At 40.3% G+C, this 20,209-nt stretch carries 22 protein-coding genes and 1 pseudogene; 20 read left to right on the top strand and 3 right to left on the bottom strand.

The features are described 5' to 3' along the window. Nucleotides 1-26: 26 nt before the first annotated feature. A complete protein-coding gene (locus tag AM608_RS06845; protein ID WP_053581201.1) occupies nucleotides 27-4,268 on the bottom strand; it encodes a cobaltochelatase subunit CobN in 4,242 nt (1,413 codons plus the stop codon). A 1,248-nt stretch (nucleotides 4,269-5,516) separates the two neighbouring features. Further along, complete coding sequence (locus tag AM608_RS06840) at nucleotides 5,517-6,347, bottom strand: S24 family peptidase (protein WP_009418688.1); 831 nt, start codon at nucleotides 6,345-6,347, stop codon at nucleotides 5,517-5,519. A gap of 490 nt (nucleotides 6,348-6,837) precedes the next feature. Here AM608_RS06840 and AM608_RS11670 point away from each other — a divergent pair, with 490 nt between their 5' ends. From AM608_RS11670 to AM608_RS06825, 4 genes and pseudogenes are all read left to right on the top strand, one after another. Further along, complete coding sequence (locus AM608_RS11670; RefSeq protein WP_082315837.1) at nucleotides 6,838-7,035, top strand: hypothetical protein; 198 nt, start codon at nucleotides 6,838-6,840, stop codon at nucleotides 7,033-7,035. Nucleotides 7,036-7,131: 96 nt separating this feature from the next. Next, nucleotides 7,132-7,441: pseudogene (locus AM608_RS06835) on the top strand (hypothetical protein). Nucleotides 7,442-7,588: 147 nt separating this feature from the next. After that, on the top strand, nucleotides 7,589-8,101 hold the full coding sequence (locus AM608_RS06830; protein WP_009411043.1) for a host-nuclease inhibitor Gam family protein: 513 nt from the start codon (nucleotides 7,589-7,591) through the stop codon (nucleotides 8,099-8,101). Between the two features lie 119 nt (nucleotides 8,102-8,220). Further along, nucleotides 8,221-8,424, top strand: coding sequence for a hypothetical protein (locus tag AM608_RS06825; RefSeq protein ID WP_016478228.1), 204 nt, complete (start codon nucleotides 8,221-8,223; stop codon nucleotides 8,422-8,424). 20 nt (nucleotides 8,425-8,444) lie between these two features. Here AM608_RS06825 and AM608_RS06820 read toward each other — a convergent pair whose 3' ends face one another. After that, complete coding sequence (locus AM608_RS06820; protein WP_009418684.1) at nucleotides 8,445-8,717, bottom strand: hypothetical protein; 273 nt, start codon at nucleotides 8,715-8,717, stop codon at nucleotides 8,445-8,447. A 227-nt stretch (nucleotides 8,718-8,944) separates the two neighbouring features. On the opposite strand from AM608_RS06820, the gene AM608_RS06815 reads away from it, so the two are divergent. The 16 genes from AM608_RS06815 (at nucleotide 8,945) to AM608_RS12520 (ending at nucleotide 20,059) form a co-directional block, all read left to right on the top strand. Continuing rightward, entirely contained in the window at nucleotides 8,945-9,508 is a 564-nt protein-coding gene (locus AM608_RS06815; RefSeq protein ID WP_053581848.1) for a hypothetical protein, read from the top strand. Between the two features lie 134 nt (nucleotides 9,509-9,642). Next, a complete protein-coding gene (locus tag AM608_RS06810) occupies nucleotides 9,643-10,815 on the top strand; it encodes a DUF2586 family protein (RefSeq protein ID WP_053581200.1) in 1,173 nt (390 codons plus the stop codon). A gap of 106 nt (nucleotides 10,816-10,921) precedes the next feature. Further along, a complete protein-coding gene (locus AM608_RS06805; RefSeq protein ID WP_009411049.1) occupies nucleotides 10,922-11,338 on the top strand; it encodes a hypothetical protein in 417 nt (138 codons plus the stop codon). Between the two features lie 80 nt (nucleotides 11,339-11,418). Then, the gene (locus AM608_RS06800; protein WP_009411050.1) at nucleotides 11,419-11,709 is read left to right on the top strand and encodes a hypothetical protein; all 291 of its coding nucleotides are present in this window, start codon (nucleotides 11,419-11,421) and stop codon (nucleotides 11,707-11,709) included. A gap of 32 nt (nucleotides 11,710-11,741) precedes the next feature. Continuing rightward, the gene (locus tag AM608_RS12265; RefSeq protein ID WP_002674103.1) at nucleotides 11,742-11,879 is read left to right on the top strand and encodes a hypothetical protein; all 138 of its coding nucleotides are present in this window, start codon (nucleotides 11,742-11,744) and stop codon (nucleotides 11,877-11,879) included. Between the two features lie 24 nt (nucleotides 11,880-11,903). Further along, the gene (locus tag AM608_RS06795; protein WP_053581199.1) at nucleotides 11,904-13,517 is read left to right on the top strand and encodes a tape measure protein; all 1,614 of its coding nucleotides are present in this window, start codon (nucleotides 11,904-11,906) and stop codon (nucleotides 13,515-13,517) included. Nucleotides 13,518-13,520: 3 nt separating this feature from the next. Then, a complete protein-coding gene (locus AM608_RS06790; protein WP_053581198.1) occupies nucleotides 13,521-14,117 on the top strand; it encodes a DUF6046 domain-containing protein in 597 nt (198 codons plus the stop codon). Continuing rightward, entirely contained in the window at nucleotides 14,117-15,082 is a 966-nt protein-coding gene (locus tag AM608_RS06785) for a late control protein (RefSeq protein WP_053581197.1), read from the top strand. The genes AM608_RS06790 and AM608_RS06785 overlap by 1 nt, the downstream gene beginning before the upstream one ends. After that, the gene (locus AM608_RS06780; RefSeq protein ID WP_053581196.1) at nucleotides 15,079-15,570 is read left to right on the top strand and encodes a hypothetical protein; all 492 of its coding nucleotides are present in this window, start codon (nucleotides 15,079-15,081) and stop codon (nucleotides 15,568-15,570) included. Before AM608_RS06785 ends, AM608_RS06780 begins: the two co-directional genes overlap by 4 nt. A 63-nt stretch (nucleotides 15,571-15,633) precedes the next feature. Next, a complete protein-coding gene (locus tag AM608_RS06775) occupies nucleotides 15,634-15,855 on the top strand; it encodes a hypothetical protein (protein ID WP_015781914.1) in 222 nt (73 codons plus the stop codon). Between the two features lie 28 nt (nucleotides 15,856-15,883). Next, complete coding sequence (locus tag AM608_RS06770; protein ID WP_009411055.1) at nucleotides 15,884-16,195, top strand: hypothetical protein; 312 nt, start codon at nucleotides 15,884-15,886, stop codon at nucleotides 16,193-16,195. Then, a complete protein-coding gene (locus tag AM608_RS06765) occupies nucleotides 16,195-16,506 on the top strand; it encodes a hypothetical protein (RefSeq protein ID WP_053581195.1) in 312 nt (103 codons plus the stop codon). Before AM608_RS06770 ends, AM608_RS06765 begins: the two co-directional genes overlap by 1 nt. Before the next feature lie 28 nt (nucleotides 16,507-16,534). Then, nucleotides 16,535-17,377 carry a hypothetical protein gene (locus AM608_RS06760; RefSeq protein ID WP_053581194.1) on the top strand — a complete coding sequence of 281 codons (843 nt, stop codon included), beginning with the start codon at nucleotides 16,535-16,537 and terminating at the stop codon, nucleotides 17,375-17,377. Further along, nucleotides 17,374-17,868 carry a hypothetical protein gene (locus AM608_RS06755; protein WP_053581193.1) on the top strand — a complete coding sequence of 165 codons (495 nt, stop codon included), beginning with the start codon at nucleotides 17,374-17,376 and terminating at the stop codon, nucleotides 17,866-17,868. Before AM608_RS06760 ends, AM608_RS06755 begins: the two co-directional genes overlap by 4 nt. Nucleotides 17,869-17,873: 5 nt before the next feature. Next, nucleotides 17,874-18,701 carry a hypothetical protein gene (locus AM608_RS06750; protein ID WP_053581192.1) on the top strand — a complete coding sequence of 276 codons (828 nt, stop codon included), beginning with the start codon at nucleotides 17,874-17,876 and terminating at the stop codon, nucleotides 18,699-18,701. 17 nt (nucleotides 18,702-18,718) lie between these two features. After that, nucleotides 18,719-20,059, top strand: coding sequence for a hypothetical protein (locus AM608_RS12520; protein WP_253273451.1), 1,341 nt, complete (start codon nucleotides 18,719-18,721; stop codon nucleotides 20,057-20,059). The last annotated feature ends 150 nt before the right edge of the window (nucleotides 20,060-20,209 follow it).

The raw sequence follows: 20,209 nt of genomic DNA, 5'->3' as shown, positions 1-20,209 counted from the left end.
CCTTTCTTATTTGCTGTAACTTTAAATTATCTTCTTCTTTTGCGAATAAAGATGATGAGACCGACGAAAGCGAGGAGCACTATTCCGCCTATCCAAAGGGCGCTGAGTGATACTTTTTCTTGAGGACTTCCAGCAGAGGTTTCTTCTTTTTTGAGGACTTTTGCATCTTGGGTATTGGCTTGTGCCTGACTGCCTTGGTGCGCTTGAGCGAGCTGTTGCTGATACGCTTGGGCATTGGCAGGTGAAGCCTTTTTGCTGATATAATCCTGCAACTTCTTATTTTCGGAAGAGAAATGAGAAGAGCTTACACCGAATTGCTTGGTGAGGTCGGTATGGATATCGGCAAGTTTACTGATTTGAGCATCGGAGGCTTTCCACATACCTTTGCGGGTAGCCTCGAGCATTACAGCAGTTACCTCTTGCAAGGCTGCTACGTTTTCTTTCTTTATAAAATCGGTGATGCCCAGGTGATGTTTATCTTCTATATAAGTGTTATATACCTCATTCCACATAGCATCGTCGATGAGTTCGGGGCGAGTAGCTTCCCAACCGTGCATATTAGTAACGATTTCGGCTATTTGCCCGGCACTTGAAGCCTTACCCTTCATCATTTCCTTGATGTATTTAGGATTGAATATTGTACTGCGTGCTTCGACCCCTACGGCTTCTTTGAGTTCTTGCACGTGCATATTCTTATGGTTGCGATAATCGGCGAGGTAGGCATCGGGGTCTTTACCGTTTACTTCTTTGATAGCAGCATTCATACCCCCCATAAACTCGTAGACGTGGTCGAGGCTAAGCGCTCCCCAAGTGTTGTTTTGGCGAGGCTGAATGAGCACATCGGCGTTCTTGATAGTGGCGCGGAACATACCTTCTTGGAACTTGCTCCAATTGTCTTTACTGCCGTAGAAAGCGCCCATATTATGCATATAAACCTCAGCGATATCCTTTTGAGTTTCCCACTTATCGCCGGAATTAATCAACTCCTTAATGCCTGTATCATAACGACCTTGCAAGCCACCAAAGATACGTTCGGTAGAAAGTTCGCGGGCTTCTTTGGGCGATACTCCGGCTTCTACCAATTGTTTTTCGATATTTACACTACCTGCGCTCACTTCATTGGCATATGCTTCCTCAGGAAGAGCTGATACCATTTGAATAGCTTTGGTAAGCAAGAACAAACGAGAAGCTGCTAAATCGCGGAACTGACCTGAGGTTTGAATCACTACATCGATACGAGGGCGACCCAACTCTTCAGAAGGAATGACGCGCACATCGCCTACACGACCAAAGCTATCCCATACGGGTTCAACACCTAACATATACAAGGCTTGGGCGATAGATACACCTTCGGTTTCTATAAATTCGGAACTCCAAAAAGTATAGGCTATTTTCTTGGGATATTCGTGGTGTTTGGTTTGGTATTCACTAATTACATTTTGGGCTAAAGCTACACCTCTATCCCACGCGAGTTTAGATGGTGTACTTTCGGCATTCACCCCATAGAGGTTATGACCGGTAGGTACACCTTTAGGATTGGCTACTGCATCACCTCCTGAGGAAGGAGGGGTGTAACCACCATTTAGAGCATTGAAGAAAGCCTTTTCTTCTAAACGCGGACTGTTTTGCAAGGCGTCTTTATAGAGCGCTACATTGGTAATGGTTCTTTCGATATCTACCAAGGCACGTGCATAATCTATTTTAGCTTTTTGAGCGTTGAGAGCAGCCAGCTCTTCCTTAGTAAGAGGCTTGCGGTTTTCTTTTTTGGCAGGAGCTTTGATTTTGGTAGGACGACCTACGGCATCAGGTTTTTTAGCAGTAGCCGAAGCTGTGGCTGTTGTGTGAGTAGCAGTAGTGGTTGCTGAAACCGTAGCTTGTTTTTTCATCTGCTGTTGTAAGAAATAAGGCATACCACTTCCTTCTTCTTTAGCCATTGTAGCTTTGGCTTTTTGCAAATCGTCAGTAGAGATATGAGCATAGTTGCAAATCAGTTCAGTAGAAACTGGTTTGCCTGCGAGTATTTGGTTTACTAAGCTCTTAGCAGGGTTTAGATAATGAGTTGTGAAAAAGGCTTTGTGTTTAAGGTCAGCTTCGGTAACTTTACCGTGGTACTTATCTAAGGTAGCCAAACTGTACGCAATAGGGTCGGCACTCATAGCCAAGACGGTAGAATTAATTTTATCAGGAGTATAAGGGACTCCCATTACGTAGTATTCGCCATTAATCTTTTCGGTGGCAATCTCTTCGGCGAAGTTAGCAAGACGGTCGATTTCGGCTTCAGTATACGGTTTGGAGAGGATACTATCCAAACGCAAATCACGATGTAAGCCCATTGTTACGGCTAACTTTTTGATGTGTAACCCAATGGTTTGTTTATCGATAGGATTCTTTGCTTTCTGATAAGAAAGAATGGTGTTCTCTAAATTATTGAAGGTATTGCGCATATCGCTTTCGGTGAAAGCAGGGGTAAGATAAGACACAATACTGCCGTACGAACGACGTTTTGCCATCATCGCTTCGCCTATATTTCCGATAGTATAATAGTAGAAATGAGGTACGGTACCCACACAGATATCTGCCCAATCGTAATCGGAGAGGGCTACTTGTTTATTAGGGGTGAACTCCAATGAGCCGTGTGTACCGAAGTGAATGAGCGCATCGGCTTTGAAGCCGTTTTGTATCCAAAGATATGCCCCCATATAGGCATAAGGAGGGATTTCTTTTACGCCGTGCAACACTTTAAAATCATCATCAGTACTAATAGCGGCAGGAGGTTGAGGCAGAATGGTGATATTACCGAAAGTGAGTTGGGCTACTGCCAGATAATCTTTACCGTCCTTAGAAGTATTGAGGTAAGTGCCCGGTACAGCGCCGTTCTTTTCGATTACTTGTTTATAGAGTTTTTCGGGTAAAGTTTTTTTGAGCCAAGCATCTAATTCGTGAGCTTCTACCAAAGCAGGTGCACCTGTACTGATAAACTTTTCGATATCGTCTTTGGCATTGGCTCTATAAGTATTGGCGTGCGTGAGCAGTAGCTGGTTGAATTCGGCTTGTGTAGCGGGGAGCGTTCCTACGTTATAACCTTCGTTTTTGAGTTGATGTAAAAAGCGGAATAGTGAAGGTTCGACCTCCAACCCTTGAGCGGCAGCAGGTGTAAGCCCCACACCTTTGAAGTAAACAATCGCCAACTTCTTGTCGGCATTAGGTTTACGTTTTAAATCGGTGAAGTTATGAATGATTTTGGCAAACTTACGGGCGCGGTTCTCGATAGTGTTGAGGAAGTAATAACCTTGTTTGTTTTGTTCTTGGGCAATCACTACATAAGGATAGAGCGCTCCGTCTAACTCGGGCATTACAATGGTTTGCCCCATAAAGCCGCCCGACATACCCATAGGGTCTTTTTCCCAATCGTCTTTCATTGCTAAGACCGATAATCCTGTGAAGAGGGGTACATTGTGCTCCTTAGCCCAATTGATAAACAGTTCGGGTTGCCCCATCATCATTTGTCCGTGAGGAAAATAGACAATAGCATCGGGATTGATTTCGGTAAGGAAGTCGATGCGTTTTTCTTGAGCGGTGAAAGGATAGACGTTCATACCCTCGTTCTGCAAGGCGTTTATTACCCCATTGAGGTGTTCTTTATTTCCGCCAAAAGGCTCGTGTAAGCCTGCTACTATGGCGATGCGAGGAGCACCTTCTTTATAGAAATTATTCTTCTGAATATACTCTTGATATTCTTTAAGAGAGCTGAAGGAGCGCTCGTCGTCTAAATGAAAGTAGACGTTTTCTTTGCGTTCGATAGGTGGTGCGGGTTCGGTAGCAAACCACTTCTTGTCGATATATTTGCGGACATAACGAACGAGGTTTTGGTAGTTTGCTTTATTGCCACTCATCAGATAGTCGCCTACGTGTTTGAGTTCGGTTTCGTTGAGGCTACTGATATCGTTATCGGGATTGGTAACGGCGAAACTGTGAAAAGGCACGCGGTTAGCAGCATCAATGAGCTGATTGCGCTGTTCGTCGCTAATTTTGAGTCCCATTGCCCATACGAGGACGAAGTCGTAGTTTTTGAGTTTATCGAGTTGGTCGAGGGGGACTTCTTCGATTTTGATAAACTTATCGGAATTAGAAAGGGCGATATTGGACGCCTGATAGCTGATGAAGTTCACCAATGCGATACGGGTGGGGGCGATGTATTTTCGCCATACGAAATAACCTGCTATTACTATAAGGAGCAGGGCAATGATGGATAGAATCTTTTTTTTCATCTTATTTGCTGTGGGTCGTAGCACGACAACAGATTGTTTTATAAATTAGACAAAAAGGTTTTATGTGAACAGGTGAGGCTGTGCCTCAGAAATTAAGCAAAATCAAGGTAATGCTTTGTAAAATGCTTGTTTTTAACGTGAGTTCGATGTAAGAAAAGTGTAGCTTAGGCTACAGAAATCTTACCAATCTTTAAAAGAATCAAGCAAATGAACAGCTTCGCTGTTTTAAAAGTCTCGCACGAATTACACGAATAGTCTTTCAATTGACAATTGTGATGTGCACCGATGGGCAACTTAATTGATAGATAGGTTAACATTAATGTAATGAAAACTTGGGTGCAAAGATAAGAAAATTATTTTGAATAATAATAAATAGTGAAAAAAAGGTGCGAGCCGCACGGGCAGTCGTAGCACGACAGGCGGAGCGAGCCGTACAGGAGAGGAAAATTAGAGAATGAGGAAATTAGGAAATTAGAAAATGAGAAAATTAGAGAATGAGAAAATGAGGAAATGGGGAGCGAGGTTGTGTTAGGGGAATGAGGCTGTGCCTCAGAAATCAAACAAAATTTAAACAAAATCAAGGCTACGCCTTGTAAACTAGCGGAGGTATTGTCAGTTTATTCAACTTTGGCAAAGGTCGTAGCACGACAGGCGATTAACTTTGCCAAAGTGTACACCTCAAAAACGATAGATTGGGGTTATTAGGAAGATTCGGAAGATATCGGAGAAGAACGGAAGAGAGGTGAGAGGAATTTTGATGAAAAAAGGGTGTAAGATGGGTGGGGTTAGCTTATAGAGAGCTTATAGGAAGCTTATACGAATCTTGGACGATTGGTATAGGAAGGGTGTGTAAAAAATTGATTAATAGTATAATACAACAATGCCAAAAATGTTAAAAATGGGGTTTCGAGACGAAAGAAAAGGGAATAGGTGATAGGCCTTAGGGCATAGGCACTAGGGGGGAGTATGATGGGAAGGAGAAGGGATAATTAGGGAATTAGGAAATTTGGAAATGAGAGAATGGGGAAGTGTAATAGAAACCTCCCCCTTTACACATACTCTGCTCTCGCGGTGCACATACCCAGCTATTGCTGGCTACCTTCGAAGGGGGAATTAGTGACGGAAAAAGTGAAGAAATGACGAGGGACGAATGACGAATGACGAGGGGAATATGAGGTTGTGGCACGAGACGCAGTATAACTTTGGCAAAGTATAGGACAAAAAAAATCGCAAACCAATTATGATAGGCTATAAAATGGGTTTGTTGTGATGCTCTAATTGTTCTACACGTTCGGTTAGGAACTGAACGTTTGCTTCTAAATCGGCAATTTTTTGATACTCAGGGATAGGGTCGAGGAACTCGAAAGAGAGGTGCATTTTACATTCCCATACTTCTTTAATATCTTCAGCTCTAACGGTAATATGCGGGTAGTCGCGATTATCGGATTTGCAATACAGACTGCCATACTTTCTTATTTTGTTTAAAACCCGTTTTACAATCACTCCGTCGCGCTCTGTAACTACTACGCACACCCTGTTATCTGAGAGCCATTCCCAATTTTCGACGAATTGCCCTACCACATAACTGCCGTCTTGCAGGGTGGGGAACATAGAGAGTCCGTTTACTTGAAACATTCTGAAAGTGCCGTTTCGCATTTCGGGGAGGTTGTACATAGGGAGTTCTTTTATGTATTCGGGGTCTTCATAACCATTGAGATAGCCCGCTTGAGCGTATATAGGCACTAAGGGTATGGGGTTAAAAAGTTCGTCTTCTTCAACCACTACTACCTTGGGAGTTAAATCTCTTCCTTCTACTTTTAAAGGTTTGATAATTTCTACACGAGGAGTTTCGACAATCTCCTTGTTTTTTAACATAGGGCCTTTACCTGTGAGTAACCATTCGTAATTTACTTCGAAAGTAGTAACAATTTTTTCTAAAACATTAAATTTAGGTTCTGTTCCAGCTATGTAATTTCTAATATTTGCTTCATTAACCCCTAATTTATTTGCAAAATCACTATTATTACCGTTGGAAAAATGGTCTACCAGTTCTTTTATACGAAAATTAATTGTACTCATAATCAATAATTTAAAAAATAATACGAAAAATAATTCGAAAAAAATTTGCGTATGTCGAAAATTTATTCGAATTTTGCACCGTAAAACAAAATGAATAGAATAATGAGCAAAAGTACAAAAATTTTATGGATAATCGACCTTATGGCAGTAGAAAAATTATTGTTGAGGGGAGGTTAGTTAAAAAATGTAGGACAGGAGAGAATTAGCAAATTAGCAAATTAGCAGATTTGGAAATTAGAAAATGAGAGAAGCGTACGAAATTATATTTTTAATGAAGAGCTCCTAAAAAGTAGAAATTGGAAATAAATTAGTTTCAAAATAAAAAAATCAGGGCTTCGCCTTGTAGAGTGGCAATTTAACGTAAGAAGACGTATGAAGTTTAAGGGATTATTAAAAAGAAATCTTGTAAAGTCGGCAAGTTAGTGTTGCTGAGAATGTGACGATTGATTATTAGAGTTATAAATTGAATTAATATTAAAAATTAAAAACAATGAGAATACATTTAAATGAAGTCAGCGACTATGAGTATGTACAGCGCAAGCTCCGCGAGCAAGCGGTTGTGTTGTTAGAAAAAGCCAAAAGTTATCATCAGCCTGTGCGCTATTTGCCCAGAAGAGTTAGTGGGCATAAGGTGAACTGGTGGAGTGAGCTGAAAAAATATGGACGGCTTGTAGAGAATAGGCAATAGGCAATAGGCCTCAGGCCTTAGGCATTAGGAAAAGTGATGCAAAAGTGAATAGTGAATAGTAAAGTGAAAAAAATAACAAAAAACAAAAAAATTACAATGAATAGATTTTTAGAATATACCCAAGCGCTTGCTCTTGATAGTTTTTTGCAGGTGCTTACTTTTGAGGAACGACTACAAACCTCACAATATCGCGCAGGACGTACGAATGAGGTACCTGCTCGCGTGCAAGAACTACAAACGTGGGTGGAACAGAACGGTTGGCGTGCCCCCATCTTTAAATATGACGAAGAGCGACACCTGCTTTGGCTGGACGAGCAAAGGGAGTGGCAACCAGTAAGAAAGCACCCGCTTTATAAGGTAAAAGATAAAAGGTAAAGCCAGCAAGGGCTCACAGCTGGGTATGTGAGTAAAGGTAAAGCCTGTGATGGGCTAAAGGTAGGGTAGGGGGGAGAATTTTAGAATTAGTAATACCAATCAAGGGTTGGATTAACAAATTGATTATGAACCTCTCTCTATTTACATTCAAAATTAACGATTAAAAAACAATACAAAAATGGCAAGAACAAAAAGAATAATCCCTACTGGGGTAACTAAAACACAAATGGAGAATGCTTTTTCTACTTATGCAAAGGCAGAGGCGCGAATGACTAAAATAAATGCGTTGATAGAGAAGCAAATTGCAACTATACGCAATAAATACACGAATGAATTGGCGACTCTTAAAGAAATAAAAGATACCAATTTTGATGTGTTACAAGCCTATGCATTAGCAAATAAAGACAGTTTATTTATCAAGAAGAAATCACTTGACAGTTTGCACGGTACCATAGGGTTCCGCACAGGTACGCCGAAACTGAAAACGCTAAAAGGTTTTACGTGGAATACAGTAACAAACCTGCTGAAAGAATTTTTGCCTGCTTATGTGCGCATAGCCGAAGAACCAGCAAAAGATAAGCTACTTGCCGAACGCAACAATGAGCAAATAGCTGACTTCTTTCCAAAAATAGGAGTAGTGGTGACTCAGGATGAGACTTTTTTTGTGGAAGTGAAGGGGGAGCTTAGGTAATAGGCCCCAGGCCTTAGGCAATAAGGAGTGAGATGCAAAGGTGAAAAAAAAACTTTGGTAGAGTTATTCTTGACTCTACCAAAGTTGACAAAAAGTTTAACATTTAAAAAATGAAACATATGAAATGTGATAATACACAACAGCGCAAAGAACGCTTGCAAAAACGCAATGAAAAAGTGCGTCAACTTTTTGAAGAACTGAGTGCCAAGCACCCTCAGTGGAAGGTAGATGCTCTTGTAGAGGAGGTAGCGAACATTATGTTTTTATCACCTCGTACAATTGTAGCAATACTTTCTTTTCAGGGTGGTTATGCCGAAAGATAGTCCCCACAAAGGAGGAGCTATTACTCTATCAGCAGTGAGCCCTGAGGGGTAAGGGTTACGTTTTTCACGGGTATACCGTCGTACTCCAATTGCTTTTTTACCTCAATGAGCATTTCGGTATAAAGGTCGTCGGCGAGCATTTGGGCAATACCCACCCCCACTTCGGGGTGCTCTTTCCACTGTCCTTTTTCGGCAGTAAGAATAGCTTTTTGATGTTGGGGCTCAGATAAGCCTACTTGAAAATCACCTTCAGCAAGGTGCAAATCGTTTTTGATTAAGAGTAAATCTTTCATTTTACACATTTGTTATTTGTTGATGGTGCAAAGGTCGTACATATAGATGAGGTAAGGAAAAAGACGTTCAACGCTTGTACCAAATTAGTACAATGGTTGGGGAAAATAAGTACAAGGCTTGTTTGCCGATTTTCAGAACTGAAAAAACCGCCGGAATTTTGCACCGTAAAACAAACGATAGAAGTGCACTTACAATTAAAATAATGTATAACAAAAAAATTAAAGAAATGGGAAAAAGTAAATCAAACTATGCCATTACAGGGCTTAGTGGTAAAGTAGGGAAAGTGTTTGTATTTCGCCAACGCGGAGGAGAAACTATTGTCGCTACCCCTCCTTCACACACCAAAGCTCCCAGTGCCCCTCAGAAAGCACAACAAGAGAGATTTATACGAGCTTCGGCATATGCCAAAAACGCTTTGCAAGACCCTTCGCTAAAAGAGGATTATACAGCAGAGGCTAAAAAACGCAGGAATGTATCGGCTTATAATATGGCGATGACTGACTATTTGCGCGCTCCTAAAATTGCCCATATAGACCATTCAGGCTATACAGGTAGTGCCACAGGAGAGAAAATAATGATAGAGGCGGGCGATGCTTTTAAGGTCGTAGCTGTGAAAGTGCGTATTGAAGACCACGATGCTACTCTTGTGGAAGAAGGTAGCGCAACTCTTGTACAGGGCAAATGGGTGTACACCACTACGGTTACTAATCCTTCGCTTACAGGTGATAAAATAATAGTAACCGCTACTGACCGCCCTGGTAACAATTCTAAAAAAGAGGAAAGCCTTTAATGATTGATAGTTAATAGAGGACAGTTGTTTTTAACTATTTTGCCTTTTTATTAGTAGAGTTACAATTAAGGATATAATAAGGGAGGGGTAGGGGGACATTTATTAAATAATTAACAAAAACACATAATTAAAAAATGGGATTACCAAAAGTATTATTTAACATTGCCAAGGATGGTATGAACCGTACAGGCAATAACATTCAAAAAGTTACTGGTCTTATTATTACAGGTAGTGGAGTAGCCAGTAAGGTAGAACTCGGGAAATCGTACCAAGTATTTTCCTTAAACGAAGCCGTAGCATTGGGTATTTCGGAGGCTGAAAACGCTTTTGCTTACAAGCATATTAAAGCATTTTACGACCAAGCTCCTACGGGTACACCTCTGTGGGTAATGCTTGTATCGGACGCTACGACTATGACTGCAATGCTTGACAAAGACGGTGCTTTTGCTCCAACTCTTATAGCTGATGCCAAAGGTGCTATTAGGGTATTGGGTGTGGTGAAAAAAGCAACTGGTAGCGAAACTATTGCTGCGGGCTTAGACACTGATGTACAAACAGCCGTAGTGAAAGCACAAGCTATTGCTGAGCACTTTGAAAAGAAGTATATGCCTTTTAGAGTAGTGGTATCGGGCAACAGCTGGAACGGCAAAGTAGCTGACCTTACTAATTTCTCGGAAAACGAACTCAACAAAGTGGCTTGCTTTATCGGTAATGACGATAAGGAGAAAGAAGCATCAGTAGGTTTGTTCTTAGGAAAAATGAGTTCTATACCCGTACAGCGCAAAATTCACCGCGTGAAGGATGGTAGTGTATTGCCATTGGTAGCTTATTTTACTGACGGAACTACTATTGACAGCAAAGCTGACCAGTGGGACACCTTAGACGACAAAGGGTATATTTTCTTTCGTACCTTCGTAGGGCGTTCAGGCTACTATTTCTCAGGAGATAATACGCTTACCAAACCTACTGATGATTTTAAGAGTCTCAGTAGCGGATTGGTAATGGACAAGGCGTTACTTCTTGCTTATGGGGCTTTGGTAGAGGAATTAAGCGATGAGGTCTTGCTTTCAGAAGAGGGAAGCATTCACCCTGCTATTATCAAGAGCTGGCAAACCAAGTTGGAGAACACTTTGCAAAGCGAAATGGTTTCGAAAGGGGAGCTATCGGCAGTGAACATTAATATAGACCCTGAACAGAAGGTGTTGCAAACAGGTAAAGTGGTAGTAGGGCTAAAACTCCTTCCTGTGGGTTATGCTGATTTTATTGAGGTGAATATTGGTTTTACCACAAAGAAAGAAGAAAATTAGGTGTGAGGTCGTAGCACGACAGGCAGAAAATTAGTAAATTAGTCGTAGCACGACGGGCAGAAAATTAGCAAATTAATAAATTAGTAGATTAATAAATTAGAAAAAAATGGGAACATTTAGTAGTAAACAGTATGCGTGGAGCGATATTTCGATTGCCTTTGGAGGGCGTATTATAGCCGGGGTGACAGAAGTAGAATACACTGAGAAAAAAGAAAAATCGGCGCTTTACGGACGTGGTAGTAAACCTTTGAGCATTGTAAGAGGTAATCACAGTTTTGAGGGGAAGTTAAGCATTTGGCAAAGTGAATTGGAAGCAATGACGCGTGATGCCAAAAACAACGACATTCTGAACCTTAACTTCGACTTGGTTGTTGCTTACGTGCCCTCAGAAGGTGGACAAATAGTAACCGATATTCTCAAGAATGTGGAATTTACCGAAGTGAAAAAGGCAATGAAGCAGGGGGATAAAAATATGGTTGTAGAGCTTCCTATTATCTTCACTGATGTAAAACGCCAATCGTAGGTGTGAGCCACAGTCGTAGCACGACAGGTGAGTGCGAGCCACATAGGTGGAGAAATTAGAAATTAGCAAATTGATAAAAAATGGACGTAACAAAAGAACAAATCAAACAATGGAAAGCGAAGTACAAAGAAGTATTTGTATTGCGAGTAGATGACAAAGTAGCATACTTGAGAACGCCTGACCGCGCTACCCTGAGTTATGCTTCGACATTGGCAACGAAAGACCCGATGAAGTTTAATGAGGCTATCCTTACTAACTGTTGGTTGGGAGGAGATGAAGAGATTAAGACTGATGATGCACTTTTCCTTTCGGCAAGTAGCAAGCTTGGCGAATTGATACAGATTAAAGAAGCTACCTTGGAAAAGCTTTAAGCAGTGCGGAAATTGACGAGCCTCGGGATTGGTTGCGTATTACCAATGCCTCACTGCGTTACTATATGCACATTGCCAATCCCGATGCCCTCAATGATACTGAGTGGGCTATGCGAGTGAAAGAACTGGAATGGATTCGCCAAAAGGAGAGTGAATCGTATGGAGAATAAAAAAGTAAAGAAAAAAGTTTATAAATGGCAGAAAATCCAAAAAACACGATATCTTCTTTCTTTGATCAGACTAAAAGGTTAAAGGAGGTGGTTAATAACATTATAGACCCTATCTCGTCTTTACAGAAAATATTTAAGCAAGGTTTTACGGCAGACACCCAAAAGATGAGTCTGGCTACTTTTGTGCAAGGTAATATGCAAAAGGCACAAGAAATACATCAGAATCTCACACAATACAGTGGGCAAACGGCTTATGAAGTACCATCGCTTGTGAAGGCTCAAGAGAGTTTGATGGGAGCAGGGTTGGTTCCTGAAGGAGCATTAGGAATGCTCAAACAAATAGGAGATATTGCCTTGGGGGATAGCAAAAAGATAGAAACCTTAGCTACTGCCTTTGCCAAAGTGACCACACAAGGGAAATTGCAAGAAGCTACACTCACACAGATGCAACAGGCAGGATTTAATCCTTTGCAAGTGATAAGTGAGCGGACGGGCGAGACTATGACCTCTCTGCAAGAGCGAATGGACAAAGGAGGAATTTCGGCAAGAGAGTTGGCTGAGGCTTTCCGATGGGCAACTGATGCACAAGGAGATTTTTATCAAGGAGCTGAGAATGTGAATAGCACTCTACAAGGCAGGTTTACAGTTTTAATGGCTTCGATAGAATCTATAGCTGTAAAAGTATATGAGGTTATAAGTCCGTTGCTGATTCCGTTGGTAGCACTTTCTACGATGGTATTTGGAGCTTTGAATGACGGATTGAGTTGGTTTATTCAAAAACTTCAAGAGGGGAACCCCATAATCCTTGGTATTGCAGGAGTGTTAGGAGTATTTATTACAGCTATCACATTGCATAACACTTATATGGCTATTGCTGCGGCGTGGCAGAACCGACTATCTTGGGCAGTAATTAAAACGAACTTAGCTTTTTTAGCTAATCCTATTGTATTGATTATAGCAGGCATCGTGGCTCTTATTGCTATCATCACTTATTGTATTGTAGGCGTGAGCGGTTGGGGTAAAGCGTGGGATAACACTGTGCAAGGAATGAAATACTTGTGGGAAGCCTTTATTCTCACCTACAAAGCTCATTGGAATACGGCAGTCAATGCTTTTATGGCAGGTATAGACCTCTGTAAGTTGGCTTGGTATAAGTTTAAAGAGGCTGTAGGTTTGGGAGATAGTAAAGAGAACCAAGCGATGATAAGCCAAATACAAAACGACTTGCAAGAACGTGCTAAATCGGTAGCAGAAGGCTATAAAAAAGCAGGTGAGGCAGGAGCTAAAGCAAAAGAATATTTTGGTAAAGCGTGGAACTCTTTGGAGTTTAAGAGCCTTTCGAGTGTGAAAGACGGGCTAATGGGCAAGTTAGGCATAGGGCAAATGGGACAAAAAACAAGTCCGTTAGCAACACCTATTGCCAGCACACCTTTTTCAGAGATGGGTAATAAAACCAAAGATAATATTGTAACAGGAGGTACCCGTCAAACGCATATCAACATACAGATAGGCAACTTGGGCACGGATACCAAAGTGTACGTATCATCGGTACGGGAAGGAGTGGAAAACTTTGGGGCGCAACTGAAAGAAGAGCTTTTGAGAATTGTGAACAGTGTAAACCAAATGCAAACAGTGTAATTTATGGAATTTGATATAAAAGAACTCACCGCACGGGCTTTTTTGGACTATGTAGGTCCAGCTTTCCCGCAGTGGTGGGCAAACAATAAAACGAAATTTGTACTGCCGAGTTTGTCTAACATTAGTGAGGCACGCAGTAATGGCAGTCAGTATTTTATGACGTTAAAAGTGGCTGATAAATCGGGGGAGCAGACGGTTTTCCCCAATGAGCCTTTGGTGAGTTTTTCGCTTACTAAAACCATTGTAGAAACGGCAACGGTAGGCAAACAACGCAAAGGTAAGGTCAAGGAATATATCACTACTGAAGATTGGCAAATTACCATAAGAGGACTGTGTGTAGACCCCCAAAATCCCGATCAATATCCTACGGCACAAGTACAAAGTCTTAACAAATTGTTTGAAAAGAATGAGAGTTTGGAGGTGATAGGCAATAAGCTCTTTACTCTTTTTGACATTGGTAACATCGTGCTCAAAGATATTAGCTTTGAGGAAATGGAAGGCAAAGAAGGTATACAGAAGTACACCATTAAAGCTGTATCGGATATGGACTTTTATGCGGAATTAGACGAGAAACGAACCCAACTTAACAAGATATACTAATGTTTGTATTACAAGCGATTATAAAAATAGGTGATTACACTTTTAGAGCAGTGCACAACGTTAAAATCACCAAATCGGTAGACGAATTGGCGGACACCTGTACGATTGAACTGCCAACCCATTTTAAAGTAGCCAAAGGGGGCGAAAGCCTTTATACTGAAAAGGCTATCAAGGTGGGCGACAAAGTGAGTGTTACCCTTGCTTATGAGGGTGTGTATAGCGGAGTGGAGTTTGAAGGCTATGTAAAGAAGGTTAAACCGAGCATTCCTGTAAACATAGAGTGTGAAGACGCTATGTACTTACTTAGACGTAAAAATATCAGCAAGTCGTGGCAAAAAACAACACTTAGAGAAGTATTGCAGGAAGTTGTGAAGGACACGCCTATTGTGCTGGCGGACAATATTCCAGAAATGCAGTTAGACCAGTGGATTATTCGCAATGCGAACGGTACGCAGGTATTGGAGAAGTTGAAAGAAGAGTTTAGGCTAAGCGTGTTTATCAATGATGAAGGCAAGCTGTACGCAGGACTTTCGGAGCTTACCAATATAGGGCAAACGGCACGCTATGACCTCAATTACAATATTGTTGCCAATGATTTGGAGTATAGGACTAAGGAGGAACGCAAACTGAAAGTACGTTACACTTATATCGACAAAAACAATAAAAAGAAGACAGTGGAAGAGGGTGATCCTGATGGTGAGCTAAGAACCTTTCATACTTCGGTAGTAAGTGAGGAACCTAAGCTACGAGAAATGGCAAGAGCCGAGATGGAAAGGCTGAAATACGATGGCTTTGACGGCTCTATAACAAGTTTCTTGGTCCCTTTTGCGACGAGGGGTATGCAAGCTCATATGATAGATAATGAATTGAAAGAGATAGACGAACGTTACTTTATTAAGAAAGTAGAAATTACCTTCGGACGTAATGGCGCACGTCGACAAGTAACCATAGGAGCAAAATTATGAGTATAGACAGAGAATTAGCAGAAGGGCTTAAGCAGATAGGAAGACGCAAAACACCTACCATAGCCGTAGAAGTGGTATCGGTAGACAAAGAAAAGGGCACGTGTGAGGTGAAGGACGACGAGCTACAATATACCGTGCGCTTAGCTTCGGTGATTAACGATAATGCTGAGCGGTTTTATCTCTTCCCCAAGGAGGGGAGCAGTGTGTTGATAGCTTCGATTGGGGAAGACGAGAACCGCTACTACGTGGTGGCTTATAGTGAGATAGAGAGCGTGAGCTTACGTATAGAAGAAACACAGCTTACAATAGACAAAGCAGGCTTGCACTTGCAACGCGGGGAAGTGGATTTAAAAAGTCTTTTAAACGAGCTTCTAACGGAACTTAAAAACGCGGTGATACAAACACCTTCGGGTATAGGAAATTTTTCTCCGAACAACGTGATGAAGTTTGAGGAGATTAATAATAAGATAAACGAATTATTACAGTAATCAGTAGTTAGTAGTCAGTTGCAAGTACTTGCAACTGACTACTAAAAACTAAGCACTAAACTTATGGCATTAGATAAACAAGCACTAAAAGCAGGGATTATACGCCTGCAACAAGAAATGCTTACTAAAACAGAAGCAGGAATGGAAGAATATGCCGAACGACTTGCCTCTCTCATTGAAGCTTATGTAAAGAGTGGAGAGGTAATAGTGCAAACGGGCATACCTGTACTGGCAGGCACTTATACAGGAGTTACTACTGGTATGGGAAAAGGAACGATTAATTAGTAGATTAGTAAATTATTATAATAACACAATGGGAATAATCATAGAAGGACTTAAAGAGCATTTTGTATCGTTTATAGGAATGGTACTATCGGGAGTAGCGGGTTGGTTCTTTGGTAGACCCAAGCAACGTATGGAACTACAGACCAGCGAACTTGAGAATGTGGATAAAGCCGTGAAAATCTATCGAGAAATGATAGAAGATTTAGGGGCTAAATACGCAAGTGCTATTGAGGAGCTCAAAAAAGCAAATCAGCGTATTAAAGATTTAGAAAACTCTGTTGAAGGGCTATTAACTGAATTAAAGAAATACAAGCAACTAAATGGAAAATCAAAAGAATAATGCAAGTAGTAGTTTTACATAATCAGAGTCTTTTAGACCTTGCTTTACAGCACACAGGGACTATTGAAAACATCTTTGAATTGGCAATGCTCAACAATTTGAGTATTACCGATGATGTGGTAGCAGGAAAAGTATTAACAATACCTACAGAATCATTCACTAATAAAGATATTTTGACCTACTACATCGCAAAGAAGATACAGCCTGCAACTGCTTTTACGCAAGAGGACAAAAGAATAAGCGAACGCCAGGAAGGTATTAGCATATGGGCGATAAACTTAGATTTTGTCGTGAGCCACGACGGACAGTAATTATTCACTTTTCACTATTTACGGAATTATGGCACGTACAATACAAGAAATACAACAGATTATCTATAATGCGAAAGAGCGAGAAGACGCTCTAAACGGACTTAACTCAAACTCAAGAGTAGCTATATGGCGACTGTGGGTTTATATTATCTCGGTAGCTATTTGGAGCTTAGAAAAGTTATTCGACTTACATAGGACAGATATTGATAAACGCCTTACTGAATTAAAACCTCATACTGCACGGTGGTATAGAAGTAAAGCCCTTGCCTTTCAGTATGGTTTTGACCTCTTACCCGACAGCGATAAGTTTAACAACAAAGATAAGGCAAAGGAGCAGGTAGAGGCGAGTAAGATTATAAAATACTCGGCAGTGGTGGAGAGTAATGACGGTAGGTTGATAGTAAAGATAGCCACTGAAAACGGGGGACGGTTACAGCCTATTACAGCAGATGAACAAAATGCCTTCAGCGGTTATTTATCAGAAATTAAAGATGCTGGAGTGCGCACTACGGTTATTAATTATCTGCCTGATAAGCTTGTTCTGAACCTTGATGTGTATTACGACCCGTTAGTATTGGATAGTAATGGAAGCGATGTGCTTTACGGCAAACGCCCTATACAAGAAGCCATAGAGGGTTATCTTAAAAACTTACCTTTTAACGGTGAACTTATTGTAGCGCATCTTGTAGACGCTTTGCAACAAGCCAATGGGGTGAAAATACCCCACTTAAAAGAACTCAAAACCGCGTGGATAGACCCCGAGACCAAAGGCTATGGAGCATTACAAAACATAGGAGTTACCCAAATACCGCAAAGTGGTTACTTTGAGGTAGACTGGAATGCTTCACAAATAAAATACATCACAAAATGATATTTAATTTCAAAATAGAAAAATTGGTCATTCTACTTATACCTTCTTTTTTGCGAAAGACAAGAATGGTAGGATGGATAAGAACGCTTAGTGCTCCTATCAGTCAGTTGTATTATGACTTTATTCAGAAGAGATATTTGGATATTAAGAAACTTGGACTGAATGGACAAGTGTGTTACTTACGCAAAGCACTAAATGATGCATTCGATATTGAGCAACGGCGCATACGCATATGGGACGGCAATCAGTACAAAGGACAGTATCTTTATACTGAAGGAGAACAAAAACCGAAGTTTTTAGGGACTATGTATTTACATCGTGAGGTAGATTACAGCGATACAGGAGTAGACTTTATCGTAAAAATACCTTTGGAGATATGGGAGGCGAAGAAGATTCCTACAAGTGAAATAGGTAAGTACCGTTTCTTTGAGATAGAAGCCCTAATAGACTTTTACAAATTAGCGAGTAAACGATATATTATAGAAGTATAGAAATTATGAACAGTATTAATGTAAACCAAACGGGAGGTTTCCCACTAACTACCGATGTATTAAGTTATATGCAGAATGCTTATAAGATATTCAATGCAATGAGTGGTATTTCAGGAGATTTAATTATTCTTTCGGGGTGTGAAGTAGTAGGGAACACGGTGTCAGACGGAGTAGTAGCCATTGAAGGAGAAATATACCCTTTTCAGGGTACGACACTTGGCTCTCACGTATTCATTAAGGAAGTGAACACATCTAAAATTTTTGAAGACGGCTCACAGAAAACAGTGCTTGTGGAGAAAGTAGCTACTTTTGGCAGTAGTACAAAGAGTTATCCGTGGGAGAGCTTCAGGCGAGTGTTAAGTAACAGACAAATAGAAGAGAAATCTTTTACAGAAGAAACATCTTTGCTGAAACGCTTGGAGAAATTGGAGGAACGTGTAAAGAAAACGGTGCCCTTGGGGTTGGTAGCAATATGGGGAAAACCAGCTAATATTCCTTTACCAGAAGGTTGGCGAGAGTATGAACCTTTACAAGGACGTATGGCTGTCGGACAAGATATTGCTGATAATGATTTAGGAGTGATAGGCAGGACAGGAGGAGAAAAAATGCATAGACTTACCATTGCGGAAATGCCAATCCATAACCATGGAGTTTTTTTCAAAGTGGCAAATCTGAAATATGGGGGAACAGAGCTGGGTGAAAGAGCCCTTTCACTATATGGGGATAATGAAGATATTTCCTATCGTCCAATTACAGGCGCAGGAGGAGATCAACCTCACAATAATATGCCTCCTTACCGAGTGATTCGTTTTATAGAATTTGTAGGATTTTAATTTTTAAACTAAACGATATGACAGCAATAGAAACATTAAAGCAATGGTTTTCTAACCTTAAAAAACCAACGCAAGAGCAGTTTTGGGCTTGGCTAGATAGTTTTTGGCATAAGAGCGAGAAAATACCAATGGCAAGTGTAGAAGGCTTAGACAAACTCGTAGAAGGTACAGCTTCAGCTGAACAATTAAGCAATCACCTAAACGATACACAAGCACATAAGGTGTTATTTGACAAAAAAGTGGATAAAGAGGACGGAAAAGGCTTGTCGGCTAATGACTTTACCAACGAGTACAAACAGAAGTTAGACACTCTGCACCCCACTGACACTTCAGGGCTATTACCCAAAGGAGGATACGAAGGAACGGGTAAGGAACTCAAAGACGCTATCGACAATCTTCAAACCAAAATGGGTCAGGTAGAGACGACCCTCTCCGTAGATGACACCGACTTTGATACGCTCCAAGAAATCGCTACTCAAGTGAAATCTAACAAAAACCTTGAAACATTACTTACTAAAAAAGTAGACAAAGAAGACGGAAAAGGGCTATCTTCTAACGACTTTACTACACCGCTAAAAAACAAATTAGAGAGCCTAGGGTTCTTTCAAGAGAGAAAACCTCTGCTTAACTTTGGTGTAGGTGACGAAATTAAAAAGTATTACCTAACGGAATCTTATCCTGATGGCGAAATTGATATAACTGCTCTCCCCAACGGTTCTGCGGTAGAGATTTATAATTTTAAATCTGTTCCTAAGAGAATAAAAGTAGACAAATTCTTTGGAGACCCTCCTATTATTGGCGCAAGAGGTTCTAAAGTACTACTAAAAAAGCTCAATGACGGTACCGTTTTTATTGAGCAATTTGACAAAGATATAATAGTTGAACCATTTTCAAAAACAGACTTTTCTAATTATTACATAAAAACTGAGTTTAATAAAGAAGTAGAAATTTCTTTTCAAATGTCAGGTTATGAAAATTTTTATTATGTAGCAGTTCCTTTAAAAGATATTCAAACAGATGATAAAAACATTTGTTTTTCTTTTGAAAAAGAACCTATAACTTTGAAAAAAGAAAGTAATCTTTCATCACAATTATCTTTATTAGCAATTGTATTATCTCAAGATATAGAAGGTACAGATAATATGAATAAATTTACCCTTAATTATCCTCTTAATTCTCTTAATTCGAGAATGACAATTGAACTTCCATCGGAAGAAAAAAGTATTTATATGATAAAATATGCTTTATTATGTTATAGTATAAAAGGATATATATCAAATTTTGAAGAAGGAGGGGGATATGTTTCTGTCGTTTTCAATGCTCCAATAATTAGTACTAAAAATATTTATAAATTCTAAAAAAATGAGAAAAAACATTATCAAATTATTTACTCTCAGCAATATAGTGCCTTTCGAAAAAAACAACCAAGAGCTTAACACCCTCTACTAACATTATCTTTTCGTTAATATTCATCATAAGTCTAGAAGGCAACGGCATAGCCCTCATTC

The sequence above is a fragment of the Capnocytophaga sp. oral taxon 323 genome (genome assembly GCF_001278825.1).
Lineage (GTDB): Bacteria > Bacteroidota > Bacteroidia > Flavobacteriales > Flavobacteriaceae > Capnocytophaga > Capnocytophaga ochracea.
Note: the sequence above shows the minus strand (reverse complement) of the source record. Positions and strands in the feature narration are given on the sequence as shown.

Coding starts and splice junctions, on each gene's coding strand:
- AM608_RS06845 (WP_053581201.1), bottom strand. CDS start 4,268: ATGAAAAAAAAGATTCTATCCATCATTGCCCTGCTCCTTATAGTAATA.
- AM608_RS06840 (WP_009418688.1), bottom strand. CDS start 6,347: ATGAGTACAATTAATTTTCGTATAAAAGAACTGGTAGACCATTTTTCC.
- AM608_RS11670 (WP_082315837.1), top strand. CDS start 6,838: ATGAGAATACATTTAAATGAAGTCAGCGACTATGAGTATGTACAGCGC.
- AM608_RS06830 (WP_009411043.1), top strand. CDS start 7,589: ATGGCAAGAACAAAAAGAATAATCCCTACTGGGGTAACTAAAACACAA.
- AM608_RS06825 (WP_016478228.1), top strand. CDS start 8,221: ATGAAATGTGATAATACACAACAGCGCAAAGAACGCTTGCAAAAACGC.
- AM608_RS06820 (WP_009418684.1), bottom strand. CDS start 8,717: ATGAAAGATTTACTCTTAATCAAAAACGATTTGCACCTTGCTGAAGGT.
- AM608_RS06815 (WP_053581848.1), top strand. CDS start 8,945: ATGGGAAAAAGTAAATCAAACTATGCCATTACAGGGCTTAGTGGTAAA.
- AM608_RS06810 (WP_053581200.1), top strand. CDS start 9,643: ATGGGATTACCAAAAGTATTATTTAACATTGCCAAGGATGGTATGAAC.
- AM608_RS06805 (WP_009411049.1), top strand. CDS start 10,922: ATGGGAACATTTAGTAGTAAACAGTATGCGTGGAGCGATATTTCGATT.
- AM608_RS06800 (WP_009411050.1), top strand. CDS start 11,419: ATGGACGTAACAAAAGAACAAATCAAACAATGGAAAGCGAAGTACAAA.
- AM608_RS06795 (WP_053581199.1), top strand. CDS start 11,904: ATGGCAGAAAATCCAAAAAACACGATATCTTCTTTCTTTGATCAGACT.
- AM608_RS06790 (WP_053581198.1), top strand. CDS start 13,521: ATGGAATTTGATATAAAAGAACTCACCGCACGGGCTTTTTTGGACTAT.
- AM608_RS06785 (WP_053581197.1), top strand. CDS start 14,117: ATGTTTGTATTACAAGCGATTATAAAAATAGGTGATTACACTTTTAGA.
- AM608_RS06780 (WP_053581196.1), top strand. CDS start 15,079: ATGAGTATAGACAGAGAATTAGCAGAAGGGCTTAAGCAGATAGGAAGA.
- AM608_RS06775 (WP_015781914.1), top strand. CDS start 15,634: ATGGCATTAGATAAACAAGCACTAAAAGCAGGGATTATACGCCTGCAA.
- AM608_RS06770 (WP_009411055.1), top strand. CDS start 15,884: ATGGGAATAATCATAGAAGGACTTAAAGAGCATTTTGTATCGTTTATA.
- AM608_RS06765 (WP_053581195.1), top strand. CDS start 16,195: ATGCAAGTAGTAGTTTTACATAATCAGAGTCTTTTAGACCTTGCTTTA.
- AM608_RS06760 (WP_053581194.1), top strand. CDS start 16,535: ATGGCACGTACAATACAAGAAATACAACAGATTATCTATAATGCGAAA.
- AM608_RS06755 (WP_053581193.1), top strand. CDS start 17,374: ATGATATTTAATTTCAAAATAGAAAAATTGGTCATTCTACTTATACCT.
- AM608_RS06750 (WP_053581192.1), top strand. CDS start 17,874: ATGAACAGTATTAATGTAAACCAAACGGGAGGTTTCCCACTAACTACC.
- AM608_RS12520 (WP_253273451.1), top strand. CDS start 18,719: ATGACAGCAATAGAAACATTAAAGCAATGGTTTTCTAACCTTAAAAAA.